Consider the following 15,162-nt stretch of genomic DNA (forward strand, 5'->3'; position numbering starts at 1 on the left):
TCGTGCGCGCCACAAGCAGCGACGGCCGGGCGCGAGAGTGAAGGTTGCGTGAACCGTGACGATCGACAATCAGCCGGCCACCCGTCGGGGTGGCACCCACTCGGACCTCGAATCCCTCGGCGAGCTCGGGCTCGGTGGGATCGACGTGGTACGCCTGCTCGACGCCGGCGGCGTCCGCCACGCGGACGACCGCTACGACGCCTGGGTCTCCGACATCGGAACCGACCAGCTGCTCGCGCTGTACGAGGACATGCGGGTCATCCGGCGCATCGACGCCGAGGCCACCGCGCTGCAGCGCCAGGGCGAGCTGGGACTCTGGCCGCCGCTGCTCGGCCAGGAGGCCGCGCAGATCGGCTCCGGCCGCGCCCTGCGTCACGACGACTTCGTCTTCTCCAGCTACCGCGAGCACGGCGTCGCCTACTGCCGCGGCGCCGGCCTCGTCGACCTGCTGCGCGTCTGGCGCGGCACCACCCAGAGCGGCTGGAACCCGTACGACATCAACATGGCGACCCCGCAGGTCATCATCGGCGCGCAGACCTTGCACGCGACCGGCTACGCCCTCGGCATCCAGGCCGACGGCACGGATGCCGTGGCGGTCGCGTACTTCGGCGACGGCGCCACCAGCGAGGGCGACGTGAACGAGGCGCTCATCTTCGCCGCGACCTACGCCGCCCCGGTCATCTTCTTCTGCCAGAACAACCAGTACGCGATCTCCGAGCCGGTGTCGCTGCAGGCGCAGCGTCCCATCGCGGACCGCGCGCCGGGGTTCGGGGTGCCGAGCATCCGCGTCGACGGGAACGACGTGCTCGCCGTGCTCGCCGTCACGCGCGCCGCCCTCGACCGCGCCCGCAGCGGCGGCGGCCCGACCTTCATCGAGGCGGTCACCTACCGGATGGGACCGCACACCACGGCCGACGACCCGACCCGCTACCGCGACGCCGCCGAGCTCGACGAGTGGCGCGGCAAGGATCCGGTGAGCCGTGTGGAGGCGTACCTGAACGCCCAGGGCGCCCTGACCGACGAGCGCATGGCCGGCATCATCGCCAAGGCGGACGCCGTGGCGGCCGAGATGCGCGCCGGCATCACCGCGCTCAGCGACCCGGAGCCGCTGTCCGTGTTCGACCACGTGTACGCGGAGCCGCACACCGGTCTCGCCCGCCAGCGCGACCACTACTCGCGCTACCTGCGCACGTTCGTGGGGAGCGACAGCCGATGACCGCACTGAGCATGGCGAAGGCCATCAACGCCGGCCTCCGCAAGGCACTGACCGCCGACGACCGGGTCGTCCTGATGGGCGAGGACATCGGCACGCTCGGCGGCGTCTTCCGCGTCACCGACGGCCTGCAGACCGAGTTCGGCCCGCGACGGGTGATGGATTCGCCGCTCGCCGAGTCCGGCATCCTCGGCACCGCGGTCGGCATGGCGTACCGCGGCTACCGTCCGGTGGTCGAGATCCAGTTCGACGGGTTCATCTACCCGGCCTTCGACCAGATCGTGAACCAGGTGGCGCGGATGCACTACCGCACCCAGGGCGCGGTGCGCATGCCGATCGTCATCCGGGTGCCGTTCGCGGGCGGTATCGGGTCGGCGGAGCACCACTCCGACTCGCCCGAGGCGTACTTCGCCCATACGGCGGGGCTGCGCGTCGTGAGCCCGTCCGATCCTCAGGACGCCTTCACGATGATCCAGCAGGCGATCGCGTCCGACGACCCGGTGCTCTTCTTCGAGCCCAAGCGCCGGTACCACGCCAAGGGCGACGTGGACGAGGATGCGCCCCTCGCGGACGCGCGCCCGATGGGCACCGCGCGGGTGCTCACGCAGGGCACCGACGTGACGTTGGTCACGTACGGCGGCCTGGTGCAGCTCGCGCGCGACGCCGCGCTCGCGGCGGGCGACGACGGCGTCTCGGTCGAGGTGATCGACCTCCGCTCGCTCTCGCCGCTCGACCTCGACACCGTGGTGGCCTCCGTGAAGCGCACGGGCCGCCTGGTCGTGACCCACGAAGCGGCGCTCTCGGGCGGCCTCGCGGCCGAGATCTCCGCATCCATCACCGAGCGCTGCTTCTACCACCTGGAGCACGCGCCGGTGCGCGTCACCGGGCACGACATCCCGTACCCGCCGGCACGGCTCGAGGCGGCGCACCTGCCGGACCTCGACCGCATCCTGGACGGCATCGACCGTGCGATGGACCGGCCCAACTCGCTGACCGGGGTGGAGGACTGATGGCCGTCCGCGAGTTCGCGCTGCCCGACCTCGGCGAGGGACTGACCGAGTCGGAGCTGGTGGCGTGGAAGGTCGCCGTCGGCGACACGGTTCACCTCAACCAGATCATCGCGGAGGTGGAGACCGCGAAGGCGCTGGTCGAGCTGCCCGCGCCGTACGACGGGCGGGTGTCCCGGTTGTTCGTGGAGCCGGGCGTCACGGTGGCGGTCGGGGAGCCGCTGGTGGCGTTCGAGGTGGATGTGGGGGAGCCGGCCCCGGAGCCGGCGCCCGAGGGGGCGGGTTCGCCTGAGGCGCCGGTGGATGCGGAGAAGCGCGAGCCGACGCTGGTGGGGTACGGGGCGCGGCCGGAGTCGGGCACCCGTCCGGCGAGGCGTCCGCGACCCGGGCTGGCGGTGGCGGCGGGATCGCCCGAGCGAGCCGTTGCGGCATCCGCCCGGGTGGCCGGCCCGGTGTCGCCGTCGCCGTCGCCGTCGCCGTCGCCGTCGCCGTCGCCGTCGGCGTCGCCGGTCGCGCTGGCGGAGCGCCCGCGGGCGACGCCGCCGGTGCGCAAGTTCGCGCGGGAGCACGGGATCGACCTGGCCTCCGTCGTCGGGTCGGGCGACCGCGGGCTGATCACGCGGAGCGACGTGCAGTCCTACGTCGAGCGTGAGGCGTCGCCCGCATCCGCGCCGGCGTCAGCCGGGTCGCGCGAGACGCGCATCCCGATCCGTGGCGTCCGCAAGGCCACGGCCGAGGCGATGGTGCGCAGCGCGTTCGGCGCGCCGCAGGCGACCGTGTTCCTGACGATCGACGTCACGCCGACCACCGAGCTCGTGGGGCGCCTCCGCGCCCGGCCGGAGTTCGCGGAGGTGCGGCCGGGGCTCCTGGCCGTCGTGGCCGAGGCGCTGCTGATCGCCGTGCGCCGCACGCCCGAGGTGAACGCCCGCTGGGACGACGCCGCGAACGAGATCGTCCAGACGGAGTACGTGCACCTCGGCATCGCGGCGGCGACGCCGCGCGGGCTGATGGTCCCGGTGATCCGGGATGCGGACGGGCTGTCGCTCGCCGGCATCGCGGGCGCGATCCGGTCGCTCGCCGAGACCGCACGCGCCGGGCGCACCGCGCCCGCCGACCTGAGCGGCGGGACGATCACGATCACCAACGTCGGAGTGTTCGGCGTGGATGCGGGCACGCCCATCCTGACGCCGGGGGAGGCGGCGATCCTCGCGGTCGGCGCCGTGCGGCGTCAGCCGTGGGAGTACGGGGGCGCCATCGCCCTCCGCGAGGTGCTCACCTTGGCGCTCTCGTTCGACCACCGCATCGTCGACGGCGAGCAGGCCTCGCGCTTCCTCGCCGACATCGGCCGCATCCTCGCCGACCCCGCCTCGACCCTCGCCATGCTCTAACCCCCTCCGCCCCCTGCGTCCCCCGTCGAGTACACGAAAAGTGCACGCAACACGCCGCGCGCGCGTGCACTTTTCGTGTACTCGACGGAGGGGGGAGGGGGGAGGGGGCGGGGTCAGGCGTGGAGGGCGGCGTTCAGCTCGACGCCGGTGCCGGCGCGGCGGAGCACCTCGACGGCGCCCGTGAGGGAGTTGCGGCGGAAGAGCAGGCCGGGCATCCCGGACAGCTCGGCAGCCTTGACGGTGCGGGGGCGGCCGTCGGCGGTGGGCGCCTCGCCGACGAGCACCACCTTCGTCCCGGCGGTCACGTAGAGGCCGGCCTCGACCACGGAGTCGTCGCCGATGGAGATGCCGATGCCCGAGTTCGCGCCCAGGAGCGCGCGCTCGCCGATGGAGACGCGGTGCGTCCCGCCGCCGGACAGCGTGCCCATGATGGACGCGCCCCCGCCGATGTCGGAACCGTTTCCGACCACCACCCCCTGCGAGATGCGCCCCTCGACCATCGAGGTGCCGAGCGTGCCCGCGTTGTAGTTGACGAAGCCCTCGTGCATCACGGTCGTGCCGGGCGCCAGGTGCGCTCCGAGCCGGACGCGAGAGGCGTCCGCGATCCGCACGCGCTCGGGCGTCACGTAGTCGAGCAGCCGCGGGAACTTGTCGATGCCCGAGACCTGGATGCCCGCGCGCTGCAGCCGGGGACGCAGGCGGTCGAGGTCGGCCGGGTCGACCGGGCCGGCGTTGGTCCAGGCGACCGTGGGGAGGTGCGCGAAGATGCCGTCGAGGTTCAGCCCGTTGGGGCGCACCAGCAGGTGGGAGAGCAGGTGCAGGCGCAGGTAGGCGTCCGGGGTCGACGCGGGAGGCGCATCCAGCTCGATCTCGACGGTCACGATGTCGATGCGGACGGCGCGGCGCGGGTCGTCGCCGGCCAGCTCCTCCAGCTCGGCCGGGGCGATCCAGCGGTCGCGCCCGGCGGGCAGCGTTCCCAGCCGCGGCTGCGGGAACCAGGTGTCGAGCACGGTCCCGTCGGCAGCGACGGTGGCGAGGCCGTATCCCCAGGCGGAGCGGGGAGCGGCGGGCGCGGCGGAACTGTCAGGCACGTCGGAAGGCATGCCCCTAGGTTAGTAGGGTGCAGAACAGCAGCGTGCCCCTGGACCTCAGCACCACCTCCATCGAGCTGACCCGTCAGCTGTGCGACATCGAGTCGGTCTCCGGCGACGAGAGGACGCTGGCCGACGCGATCGAAGCCGCGCTCAGCGGGCTGCCGCACCTGGAGGTGATCCGCGACGGCGACGCGGTCGTCGCCCGCACGAACCTCGGCCGGGAGCGGCGCGCGCTGATCGCCGGTCACATCGACACCGTGCCGCTGAACGGCAATCTGCCCACCCGTTTCGAGAAGCACGACGGCATCCGCTACCTCTGGGGCCGCGGCACGGTCGACATGAAGGCCGGCGTCGCGGTGCAGCTGAAACTGGCCGCCGAGCTCACCGACCCCGCCGTCGACGTGACGTGGATGTGGTACGACCACGAGGAGGTCAACGCCGAGCTCAACGGCCTCGGCCGCCTCGCCCGCAACCGCCCCGACCTATTCGTCGGCGACTTCGGCATCCTCGGCGAGCCGAGCAACGGCGTCGTCGAGGGCGGCTGCAACGGCAACCTGCGCGTGGAGGTGCGCACCTACGGCCTGCGCGCGCACTCGGCGCGGGGCTGGGTGGGCGACAACGCCATCCACAAGGCCGCGCCGATCCTCGACATCCTCGCCGCGTATCGGGCGCGCGAGGTCGAGGTCGACGGCCTCGTCTACAAGGAGGGCCTCAACGCCGTCGGCATCTCCGGCGGGGTGGCGGGCAACATCATCCCGGACGAGTGCATGGTGCACATCAACTACCGGTTCGCGCCCTCGCGCAGCTCGCAGGAGGCCATCGAGCACATGTACGAGCTCTTCGGCGACTACGAGATCACGGTCGTCGACCGCGCGGACGGCGCCCGCCCTGGCCTGGATGCTCCGCTCGCCCAGGAGTTCGTCGCCGCGGTCGGCGGCGTGGCCAAGCCGAAGTACGGGTGGACGGACGTGGCTCGGTTCAGCGCTCTGGGCATCCCCGCGGTGAACTACGGCCCGGGCGACCCGCTGAAGGCGCACGCCGACGACGAGCGCGTCGACGTGGAGCAGATCGTCGCGGTGGAGGAGGGGCTGCGTGCCTGGCTCACGGGTGCAGGCGCCCGCTGACCCGGGCGCGAGCGCGGAGACCGTCGGCCGGCGCGAGACCGGGCGCGGCGCATGGTGGGCGTCCTGGTGGGTGCGCGTCCTCGCCGTCTACGTGGCCTCGCGCGTCGTCACCACCGTCATCCTGCTGATCTTCGCGGCCGCCGAGGGCCCGAACGCGTGGACGTCCGCGTCGCCGGACTACTTCACCTTCGCCAACATCTGGGACGGACGCTGGTACGAGATCGTCGCGGCCTCCGGGTACCCTGCCGCCCTGCCGACGAGCGACGGCGTGCACGTGAGCGAGAACGCCTGGGCGTTCATGCCGGGGTACCCGGGCCTGGTGGATGCGGTGATGTTCGTCACCCGCGCGCCGTGGCCGGTGGCCGCGGTGCTCGTCTCGTTCCTGGCGGGAGCCGGTGCCGCGCTGGTCTTCCACCGGCTGATGCGGCGGGTCGGGCTGGGCCCGTCGCAGAGCCTGTTCGCGGTCGTCCTGTTCTGCGTGGCTCCCGTGGCCCCGCTGTTCCAGGTGGCCTACGCCGAGTCGCTCTACATCCTGCTGCTGGCCGTGGCGCTGCTCCTCCTCGTCGAGCGTCGCTACGGCTGGCTGTTCCCGGTCGTGCTGGCGATGGCCGTCACCCGGCCGAGCGGGCTCGCCTTCGCCCTGGCGCTCGCGCTGCACGTCGGCTACAGGTGGTTCCGCCGGCGCGAGGATCCGTTCCCCGCGCGCGAGCGCATCCTGAGTGTCGCGCTGACGGTGTTCAGCGGGCTCGCGGGCCTTGCCTGGCCCGCCGTCGCCGCGATCGGGACCGGGTCGCTCACGGCCTACACCGACACCGAGCTCGCCTGGCGCGCTCCGTACATCGGGTTCGCGCAGCTCCTGCCGTTCACCCCGTGGTTCCAGGGCGCCGACTGGTGGGCGAGCGCGATGCTCGGACTGCCCGGGTGGGTCGGCGTGGTCGCGCTGATCGTCCTGGTCGCCCTGTTCGCGGTGCTGCTGTTCTCGCCCGCGGTGCGGCGGCTGGGCGTCGATCTGCGGTTCTGGATCGCCGCGTACTCCCTCTACCTGCTCGCCGTGTTCTTCCCGCAGTCGAGCACGTTCCGCCTCCTGATGCCGCTGTTCCCGCTGCTCGGCGCGATGGCGCTGCCCCGCAGCCGCGTGTACCGGGTGGGCATGGTGGCGCTCTTCCTGGCCCTCCAGGTGGGCTGGGTGGCCGTCTGCTGGTCGATCGACGGATACGACTGGTCACCTCCGTGATGCCCACGATTTCCGCAGGCCCGCACGGATGGCGGATAATGGGAGGACATCCACGAAAGGGGAGCTGCATGGCGGCCATGAAGCCGAGGACCGGGGACGGGCCAATGGAGGCTGTGAAGGAGGGACGGCTCATCATCGTGCGTGTGCCGCTCGAGGGTGGGGGACGACTGGTGGTCTCCGTCAACGACGCGGAAGCCAAAGAGCTCCACGACGCCCTTGCGAACGTCGTGACCTCCGCCTGACCAACGTTTGCAACGAGAAGGGCCCCGATCGAACCGATCGGGGCCCTTCTCGCATGTGGTGCCGTTACGGGGCGAGTTTCGTGATCTGCAGCAGCCCCTCGCCTGCCGGCGACAGGGCGCTGATGACGGCCCCGGAGGCCGACGTCTCGGTGATCAGGGTGCGGAAGCCGGTGGCGACCTCGTCGCGGGCGGCGGGGTCGGCGACACGGCCGCGCCACAGCGCGCGGGCGACGAGGACCGTGCCGCCCGGCCGCACCAGGCGCAGACCGTGCTCGACGTACTCGATGACCGACTGCGGGTCGGCGTCGATGAAGACGATGTCGTAGGAGTTCTCGTTCATGCGGGGGAGCACCTCGAGCGCCCGGCCCGGGATGAGGCGCACCCGGTTCGACGGGATGCCCGCCTCGGTGAAGAAGGCGCGCGCGTGCTGCTGGTACTCGACCTCGACGTCGATCGAGGTGAGCTGCGCCTCCGTGCCGCCGGTGAGCAGCCAGAGACCGGAGACCCCGACGCCCGTTCCGATCTCGACCACGTTCTCCGCCCGGGTCGCGGCGACCACCACGGCGACCTGCGCGCCCGTCGCCGGCGAGATCGGCTCGACGCCCAGCTCCAGCGACTGCTGCCGGGCGCGGGCGATCACCTCGCTCTCCACGACGACGTCGTCGGCGAACCTCCAGTTCGAGTCCTTGTCTGACACAGTGCTCCCGTCGATCGACCGCGTTTCGTGGTCAACTCCGAGGATACGGTCGGCTCCCGCGGCATCCGTGCAGGCACCGCCGCGATACTCTGGAATGGTGTTCGGGCTCACCTTCGACAAGCTGCTGATCGTCGCGGTCATCGCGGCGTTCGTCATCGGGCCCGAACGCCTGCCCGCGTACGCCGCCAAGCTCGGTCAGCTGGTGCGCTCGCTGCGCGACTTCGCCAATGGTGCGAAGGACCGCATGCGCGACGAGATGGGCCCCGAGTTCGACGAGGTCGACTGGAAGAAGCTCGACCCCCGGCAGTACGACCCGCGGCGCATCATCCGCGAGGCACTGCTGGAGGACTCCGCGGAGCCCGCGAGCGCGATCAAGCCGGTGACGCAGTCGGCCTACGCGCAGCGGAGGATGCCGCTGGCGGCGGGCGCGATGCCGCCGTTCGACACCGAGTCCACCTGACCCGGCCGTCCGCCTGACCCGGCCGTCCGCCTGACCCGGCCGTCGGCCTGACCCGGCCGTCGGCACTGCGGCGCGGTCCGCGGGCGCGCATCCACTACGCTGCGGACATGATCGCAACGGAGCAGTCGCTGACCCGGGCGACCGTCGCGCGCTACGCCGTCGGCTCCCTGGGGACGGGCGGGTTCGCCACGCTCCCGGGCCTGGTGCTCGTCTACTACCTCACCGACTCGCTCGGCGTCGCGGCGATCGTCGCAGGCGTCGTCGTGACCGTCGCCAAGGTGTGGGATGTGCTCATCGACCCGGTGATCGGCGCCCGCAGCGACCGGATGCTCGCCGTGCGCGGCTCGCGCCGTCCGATGATGCTGCTCGGCGCGATCGCTCTGCCGGTCTTCTTCGTGCTCACCTTCGCCGTGCCTCCGGGGACGGCCGTCGGTGCCGCGGCCGTCTGGGTGCTGGTCGCGTTCGTGCTGACGGCCACCGCGTTCAGCCTGTTCCAGGTGCCGTACATCGCCCTGCCGGCGGAGCTCGCCTCCGGCTACGACCAGCGCACGCGGCTGCTCACCTGGCGCGTCGTCGTGCTGACGTTCGCGATCCTGCTGTTCGGCGCCGGGGGTCCGGCGCTGCGCACCCTCGGCGGCGGCAACTCGTTCGCGGGCTATCTGCTGATGGCCCTGGTCGCCGGCGTGGTGATCGGCGCCGGGATGCTGGTCTCCGCGTTCGTGGCGCCGCGCGGACTCCCGAGCGGCGTGGTCCCGCCGCGCGAGAGCATGTTCGCGACCGTGCGGTCGAACTACGCCGCGGGTGTGCGCGTGCTGCGCGAGAGCCAGCCGTTCCGCGTCCTGCTGCTGACGTTCCTCCTGCAGGGGCTCGCCACCGGTCTGATGCTCGCCGGGGCGAACTACGTGGCCACCTGGGTGCTGCACTCGGAGGACGCGGTCACGTTCCTCTTCGTCGCGCTGATCGCGCCCGCGCTGGTCGTCGCGCCGCTGTGGGGCGTGATCGCCCGCCGGATCGGCAAGGAGCGCGGGTTCGTCGCCGCGAGCATCCTGTTCGCCGTCGCCGCCCTCTCCATGGTGGGTCTGCTGTGGGCGCCCGGCGCGTGGGTCTACGCGCCCGTCGCCGTGGCCGGCGCCGCGTACGCCGGGATGCAGTCGCTGCCGATGGCGATGCTGCCGGACGTGATCTCGTACGACGCCCGCCGCAACGGCGAGGGCCGGGCCGGGACCTTCGGCGGCATGTGGACCGCGGGGGAGACCACCGGGATGGCGCTCGGCGCCACCGTTCTCAGCATCGTCCTCGCCGTCAGCGGGTACGTCTCGCGCAGCGCGACCGTCGCGGATGCTGCCGGCCAGCCGGCGAGTGCGGTCGCGGGGATCGCGCTCAGCTTCAGCCTGGTGCCCGCCGCGATCATCGCGATCAGTCTGGTGCCGCTCGCGCGCTACCGGCTGCGGAAGGGAGACATCGATGACGTCCTTTGACGCCGGGGCGATCCTGTCCCGGCTCTCCGCCCTCCGCGAGGCCGACGCCCCCACCCACGGCGGACGCGTCCTCAGCTACGTGTACGACTCCGGGATGCCGGAGCTCGACCGGCTCGCCACCGAGGCGATGCGGCTGGTGCAGCCGGTGAACGGCCTCGACCCGACGACGTTCACCTCGGTCGCGGTGATGGAGCGGGAGGTCGTGGCGTTCGCTCGTGAGCTGCTGCACGGCGACGACGACGTGGTCGGCTCCGTCACGTCCGGAGGCACCGAGTCCTGCCTCCTCGCCGTCAAGACCGCCCGCGACGTCTGGCGCGCCGCGGGAGGAACGGGGACGCCGAGGCTGGTGGCGCCGGTGACGGTGCACGCGGCGTTCCAGAAGGCTGCAGCGCTGTTCGACCTCGCGCTCGACCTGGTGCCGGTGGATGCGGTGAGCGGCCGCGTCGACGCCGGGAACGTCATCCGGCGGATCGGCCCGGACGTCGCGCTCGTCGTCGTCTCGGCCCCGTCGTACCCGTATGCGATCCTCGACCCCGTGGGGGCCGTCGCTGCGGCGTGCGAGGACGCGGGCGTCGCGTGCCACGTCGACGCCTGCATCGGCGGCTGGATCCTGCCGTTCTGGCGCGCGGCCGACGGTTCGGCGCTGCCCGCCTGGGACTTCCGCGTCGCGGGCGTCACCAGCGTGTCCGCGGACCTGCACAAGTACGGCTACGCCCCGAAGGGCGCGAGCGTGCTGCTGCAGCGGGGGCGCGACCGCCAGCGCCGGCAGTATTTCGCGACGACCGGCTGGCCGGGGTACCCGGTCGTCAACGCGACGCTCCTCGGCTCCAAGTCGGCCGGGGCGCTGGCCGCGTCGTGGGCGATCGTGCAGGCGCTCGGCGCCCGCGGCTTCGCCGAGCTGGCGGAGTCGTGCCGGCGCGCCACCCGCGGCCTGCGGGACATCGTGGGCGACATCGAGGGCCTGCGCGTGGTCGGCGAGCCGACCGGGCCCCTGCTCGCGGTCGCCGCCGACGACGCGGTGCCCGCCGAGCGGCGCGTCGACCCGCACCACTGGGCGGACCGGGCGCGTCGCCGGGGCTGGATCCTGCAACTTCAGCCGGGGCTCGCGCAGCCCGACGGCACACGTCTGCCGCACACCACGCACCTCACGATCACCCCGGTGACGGAGGGTCGCCTGGACGAGCTGGAGGCGGCGCTGCGCGGGGCCGCGAACGAGGCGCGCGGCGTCCCTGCAGTGGACCCTGAGGCGATGCTCACGGCGCTTCCGCCGCTGCCCGCCGGCGCGGTGCCCGACTCTGCGACCGCTGCGCACATCCTGAGCACGCTCGGCCTGACGGGAGCGGCGACGCCCGGTCTCCCGGACGAGCAGGCCCCGCTGCTCGCCCTCGTCGAGGCGCTGCCGCGCCCGGTCGCCGAGCGCCTGCTGGTCGAACTCCTCGCGCGCGCCGTCGAGCCGCCCGACGCCTGACGCACGCGGTTCCGCCCGCGAGTGGTGAGTCGCTGCTCGAACCGGCGCGTCGGCGCGTCAGCGCACGGAGAGGCCGAGCTTGCGGCCCGCCAGGCTGCGGGTGCGGGTGGCGAGCCGGTCCGCGACCGCGCGGATCGCGGCGGCAGCCGGGTCCGCCGGGTCGGTCACGACGATGGGCGCGCCCGTGTCGCCGCCCGCGCGCAACGGGATGCTGAGCGGCACGCTCGCGAGCAGCGGCACCTCCTCGGCCTGGCCGGCCGACAGCCGCCGGGCGACCTCCGCGCCGCCGCCGGTGCCGAACAGGTCGAGGATGCTGCCGTCCGGCTGCACCAGTCCCGCCATGTTCTCGATGACGCCGATGACGCGCTGGCCGGTCTGGCGGGCGACGACGCCGCTGCGCTCCGCGACGTCGGCCGCGGCGGGCTGCGGGGTCGTGACGACGAGCACCTCGGCCGTCGGCAGCAGCTGGCCGACCGAGATGGCCACGTCGCCGGTGCCGGGCGGCAGGTCGAGGAGCAGCACATCCAGGTCGCCGAAGAACACGTCGGACAGGAACTGCTGGATGGTCCGGTGCAGCATCGGGCCGCGCCAGGCGACCGCCGCCGAGGCGGAGTCCACGAACATCCCGATGGAGACCACCTTCACCCCGTAGGCGACCGGCGGCAGGATCATGTCGTCCACCCGGGTGGGACGCGGCGCCACGCCGTTCTCGTCGGTCAGGCCCAGGATGCCGGGGATCGAGAAGCCGTGCACGTCGGCATCCACGATGCCCACCCGCAGGCCGCGCTCCGCCAGGGCGACCGCCAGGTTGGCGGTGAGCGTCGACTTGCCGACGCCGCCCTTGCCGCTGGTCACGGCGTACACGCGGGTCAGCGAGTCCGGGCCGAACTGCGCCCCGCGCGCCGGACGCCCGGCCCGCAGCTTGTCCGTCAGGGCGCGCCGTTCGGCGGGCGTCATGACCGTGACGTCGACCTCCGCGGCGGTGACGCCCGGGACGGCGGAGGTCGCCGCCCGCACGTCCCGCTCGATGGCGTCGGCGGCCGGGCAGCCGACGATCGTCAGCTTGATGCTGACCGCGGCACGGCCCTCCGCATCCACCGTGACGTCGCCCACCATGTCGAGCTCGGTGATCGGCTTGCGGATCTCCGGATCGAGCACCGCCGCGAGCGCGCTCCGCACGGCGCCCGCGAGGTCGGCGCCACGCTCAGGCACGTGCTTGCTCGCCCTCGCCCGCCTCGGTCCGCTCCAGGTCTTCGAGCAGGGATCTCAGCTCGGCCCGGATGAAGTCCTTGGTCGCCATGTCCTTCACGGCGAGCCGCAGCGCGACGACCTCGCGCGCCAGGTACTCCGTGTCGGCGAGGTTGCGCTCGGCCCGCTGCCGATCCTGCTCGATCTGCACGCGGTCGCGGTCGTCCTGCCGGTTCTGCGCGAGCAGGATGAGCGGTGCGGCATACGACGCCTGCAGCGACAGCACCAGGGTGAGGGTGATGAAGCCCAGGTCGGCGGAGTCGAACCGCCACGTCTTGGGGGTCAGCGTGTTCCACGCCATCCAGGCGATGACGAAGATCGTCAGCCCGAGCACGAACCACGGGGTGCCCATGGCTCGGGCGATCCACTCGGTGAACCGCCCGAAGCGGTCGCTCGACTCCATGGGGTCGCGGCGGAGCACCGGCGTCCGCAGTCCCTTGGGCGTGTCGAGCCCCTTGGGGGCGTCGAGCCCCGAACCCTGCCTACCTCGTGCCACTTCCGCCCCTCCTTCCGTTCACGATGCGGATGCTGCCGGTCTCGTCGGACGGCGCCGTGCGTTTCACGGGCTCGTCCTCGTCTTGACTTCGCCAGTCGTCGGGGAGCAGGTAGTCGAGGATGTCGTCGATGGTCACCACCCCGACGAGACGGTGCTTGTCGTCCACGACCGGCACGGAGACCAGGTTGTACGAGGCGAGGATGCGCGACACCTCGGCCGCGGAGGTGTCGGCCGTGACCGGCTCCAACCCCGGGTCGAGCAGCGTGCCGAGGCGCACGTGTGGCGGGTAGCGCAGCATCCGCTGGAAGTGCACGACGCCGAGGAAGCGGCCGGTCGGCGCCTCGTAGGGCGGGAGCGTCACGCACACCGCTGCCCCGAGGGCCGGTGCGAGCTCGTGACGGCGGATGAGCGCCAGACCCTCCGCGACGGTCGCGTCGGCGGACACGATGATCGGCTCCGTGGTCATCAGGCCGCCCGCGGTGTCCGGGTTGTAGCTGAGGAGCATGCGGACGTCCTCAGCCTCCTCGGGCTCCATCAGTTCCAGCAGGTGCTCGCCGCGCTCGTCGGAGAGCTGGGCGATCAGGTCGGCGGCGTCGTCGGGCTGCATCTGGTCGAGCACATCGGCGGCGCGGTCGTCGTCGAGCTTGGCGAGGATCTGCACCTGCTCGCTCTCCGGCATCTCCTCCAGCACGTCCGCCAGGCGGTCGTCGGGCAGCTCCTCGGCAACCTCGAGCATCCGCTGCTGCGGCAGGTCGAGGAGGGTGTTGGCGAGGTCGGCCGGCTTCAGCTCGGAGTAGGTCGCGATCAGCTGCTCGGCGGACTGCGCCTCGCCGCGGTTCTGCTTCTCGCGCACCTCGTTCCAGGACACGAAGGCCGTCGCGCCCTTTCCGAAGGGCGAGGGGCCGGTCTTCGGCTTGCGCACGAACAGCTGACTGACGGCCCAGTCGCCGGTGTCCGTCTCCTCGATCGCGACGTCCTCGATCGTCGCCTCACCGCTGCCGTCGGCGAACACCACGCGGCGGCCCAGCAGCTCGGCGATGACGCGCACTTCTCCGCCGCGCTGCTCGAAGCGCCGCACGTTGATGATGCCGTTCGTGATGATCTGGCCGCTGCCGATGCTGGTGACGCGCCCGATCGAGAGGAAGACACGGCGTTTTCCGGGGATCTCGACGATCAGCCCGACGACCCGCGGAGGATCGTTCTTCCTGTACACGACCAGGACATCACGGACCTTCCCGACCCGGTCTCCCACGGGGTCGAACACGGTCGTCCCGGCGAGACGGGCGACGAAGACTCTGGCGGCACTCACCCTCATAACCTAGTCCTCGCGGGTGAACGACGGCTGGTCGCTGGGCCCGGCGCAGTCCCGGATGGGACAATGGGCGCATGAGCACACCTGGGTCCCTGAACGGGCGCAACCGCATCCTCTTCCCGACGCTGCCGCGCGGTGAGGTCGTGGCCACCTTCGAGAGCTACCCCGAGGCTCAGGAGGCGGTGGATGTGCTGGCCCGCGCCGACTTCCCCGTCGACAAGGTCTCCATCGTCGGCAGCGACCTGAAGAGCGTCGAGCGCGTCACCGGCAAGCTCACCTGGGGTCGCGTGGCACTCGCCGGGGCCGCCTCGGGCGCCTGGCTGGGCATCTTCTTCGGCCTGCTGCTGGTGATCTTCTCGCCGACGGTCAGCCTGGCCTTCGTTCTCGCCGCCCTCCTGCTCGGCGCGGGCTTCGGGATGCTGTGGGGCATCGTCTCGTACGCCGTCAACCGCCGGCGCCGCGACTTCACGTCGGTGCAGCAGGTGATCGCGACCAGCTACTCGGTGCTCGTCGACTCGGAGCTCGGCAACCGCGCCCGCAACCTGCTCGCGAGCGGGGGAGCGGAGCAGCAGCAGCCCGCAGCGCCGAAGGGCTGGACGCCGCCCGCACAGCCGCAGCACCCATCCGACCCGCCGCCCGCGCCCCCGGCTGCTGCGCCGCCCGCGGGCGACGACCTCCCGCCCGCGCCCCCCGCGTAGCGC

The 15,162-nt window shown here is 72.6% G+C and carries 15 protein-coding genes; 10 read left to right on the plus strand and 5 right to left on the minus strand.

What is annotated here, in order from left to right:
* Window positions 1-55: 55 nt before the first annotated feature.
* Genes pdhA through ACR9Y5_RS07200 form a run of 3 tightly spaced genes read left to right on the plus strand, consistent with a single transcriptional unit; the run spans window position 56 to window position 3,608 of the window.
* Window positions 56-1,216, plus strand: coding sequence for a pyruvate dehydrogenase (acetyl-transferring) E1 component subunit alpha (pdhA, locus tag ACR9Y5_RS07190; RefSeq protein ID WP_481297322.1), 1,161 nt, complete (start codon window positions 56-58; stop codon window positions 1,214-1,216).
* Window positions 1,213-2,223, plus strand: coding sequence for an alpha-ketoacid dehydrogenase subunit beta (locus ACR9Y5_RS07195; protein WP_481297323.1), 1,011 nt, complete (start codon window positions 1,213-1,215; stop codon window positions 2,221-2,223). The genes pdhA and ACR9Y5_RS07195 overlap by 4 nt, the downstream gene beginning before the upstream one ends.
* Window positions 2,223-3,608, plus strand: a complete 1,386-nt coding sequence (locus tag ACR9Y5_RS07200; protein WP_481297324.1) for a dihydrolipoamide acetyltransferase family protein — start codon at window positions 2,223-2,225, stop codon at window positions 3,606-3,608. Before ACR9Y5_RS07195 ends, ACR9Y5_RS07200 begins: the two co-directional genes overlap by 1 nt.
* A gap of 113 nt (window positions 3,609-3,721) precedes the next feature.
* On the opposite strand, the gene dapD is transcribed toward ACR9Y5_RS07200, so the two are convergent.
* Window positions 3,722-4,711, minus strand: a complete 990-nt coding sequence (gene dapD, locus ACR9Y5_RS07205) for a 2,3,4,5-tetrahydropyridine-2,6-dicarboxylate N-succinyltransferase (RefSeq protein ID WP_481297325.1) — start codon at window positions 4,709-4,711, stop codon at window positions 3,722-3,724.
* A gap of 17 nt (window positions 4,712-4,728) precedes the next feature.
* Between dapD and dapE the strand changes: the two genes are divergently transcribed.
* From dapE to ACR9Y5_RS07220, 3 genes are all read left to right on the plus strand, one after another.
* Entirely contained in the window at window positions 4,729-5,826 is a 1,098-nt protein-coding gene (gene dapE / locus ACR9Y5_RS07210) for a succinyl-diaminopimelate desuccinylase (RefSeq protein ID WP_481297326.1), read from the plus strand.
* Window positions 5,795-7,060 (plus strand): hypothetical protein, encoded by a 1,266-nt coding sequence (locus ACR9Y5_RS07215; protein ID WP_481297327.1) that lies wholly within the window; start codon window positions 5,795-5,797, stop codon window positions 7,058-7,060. Before dapE ends, ACR9Y5_RS07215 begins: the two co-directional genes overlap by 32 nt.
* A 68-nt stretch (window positions 7,061-7,128) precedes the next feature.
* Window positions 7,129-7,302: a DUF3117 domain-containing protein gene (locus ACR9Y5_RS07220; RefSeq protein WP_310128484.1), complete on the plus strand. Its 174-nt coding sequence runs from the start codon at window positions 7,129-7,131 to the stop codon at window positions 7,300-7,302.
* Window positions 7,303-7,366: 64 nt separating this feature from the next.
* On the opposite strand, the gene ACR9Y5_RS07225 is transcribed toward ACR9Y5_RS07220, so the two are convergent.
* Window positions 7,367-7,999, minus strand: a complete 633-nt coding sequence (locus ACR9Y5_RS07225; protein WP_481297328.1) for an O-methyltransferase — start codon at window positions 7,997-7,999, stop codon at window positions 7,367-7,369.
* A 97-nt stretch (window positions 8,000-8,096) separates the two neighbouring features.
* Between ACR9Y5_RS07225 and ACR9Y5_RS07230 the strand changes: the two genes are divergently transcribed.
* The 3 genes from ACR9Y5_RS07230 (at window position 8,097) to ACR9Y5_RS07240 (ending at window position 11,405) form a co-directional block, all read left to right on the plus strand.
* A complete protein-coding gene (locus ACR9Y5_RS07230; protein WP_481297329.1) occupies window positions 8,097-8,459 on the plus strand; it encodes a twin-arginine translocase TatA/TatE family subunit in 363 nt (120 codons plus the stop codon).
* 107 nt (window positions 8,460-8,566) lie between these two features.
* Window positions 8,567-9,937: an MFS transporter gene (locus tag ACR9Y5_RS07235; RefSeq protein WP_481297330.1), complete on the plus strand. Its 1,371-nt coding sequence runs from the start codon at window positions 8,567-8,569 to the stop codon at window positions 9,935-9,937.
* A complete protein-coding gene (locus tag ACR9Y5_RS07240; protein WP_481297331.1) occupies window positions 9,924-11,405 on the plus strand; it encodes a pyridoxal phosphate-dependent decarboxylase family protein in 1,482 nt (493 codons plus the stop codon). The genes ACR9Y5_RS07235 and ACR9Y5_RS07240 overlap by 14 nt, the downstream gene beginning before the upstream one ends.
* 57 nt (window positions 11,406-11,462) lie before the next feature.
* On the opposite strand, the gene ACR9Y5_RS07245 is transcribed toward ACR9Y5_RS07240, so the two are convergent.
* The 3 genes from ACR9Y5_RS07245 to ACR9Y5_RS07255 are packed head-to-tail and all read right to left on the minus strand — an operon-like array spanning window position 11,463 to window position 14,458.
* Window positions 11,463-12,617: an Mrp/NBP35 family ATP-binding protein gene (locus ACR9Y5_RS07245; RefSeq protein WP_481297332.1), complete on the minus strand. Its 1,155-nt coding sequence runs from the start codon at window positions 12,615-12,617 to the stop codon at window positions 11,463-11,465.
* Window positions 12,610-13,149, minus strand: coding sequence for a DUF1003 domain-containing protein (locus ACR9Y5_RS07250; RefSeq protein WP_481297333.1), 540 nt, complete (start codon window positions 13,147-13,149; stop codon window positions 12,610-12,612). Before ACR9Y5_RS07250 ends, ACR9Y5_RS07245 begins: the two co-directional genes overlap by 8 nt.
* On the minus strand, window positions 13,136-14,458 hold the full coding sequence (locus ACR9Y5_RS07255) for a magnesium transporter MgtE N-terminal domain-containing protein (protein WP_481297334.1): 1,323 nt from the start codon (window positions 14,456-14,458) through the stop codon (window positions 13,136-13,138). Before ACR9Y5_RS07255 ends, ACR9Y5_RS07250 begins: the two co-directional genes overlap by 14 nt.
* Before the next feature lie 77 nt (window positions 14,459-14,535).
* Here ACR9Y5_RS07255 and ACR9Y5_RS07260 point away from each other — a divergent pair, with 77 nt between their 5' ends.
* Window positions 14,536-15,159 carry a YflT domain-containing protein gene (locus ACR9Y5_RS07260; protein WP_481297335.1) on the plus strand — a complete coding sequence of 208 codons (624 nt, stop codon included), beginning with the start codon at window positions 14,536-14,538 and terminating at the stop codon, window positions 15,157-15,159.
* The last annotated feature ends 3 nt before the right edge of the window (window positions 15,160-15,162 follow it).

It is taken from the genome of Leifsonia sp. KNZ13-11D (assembly GCF_056754895.1).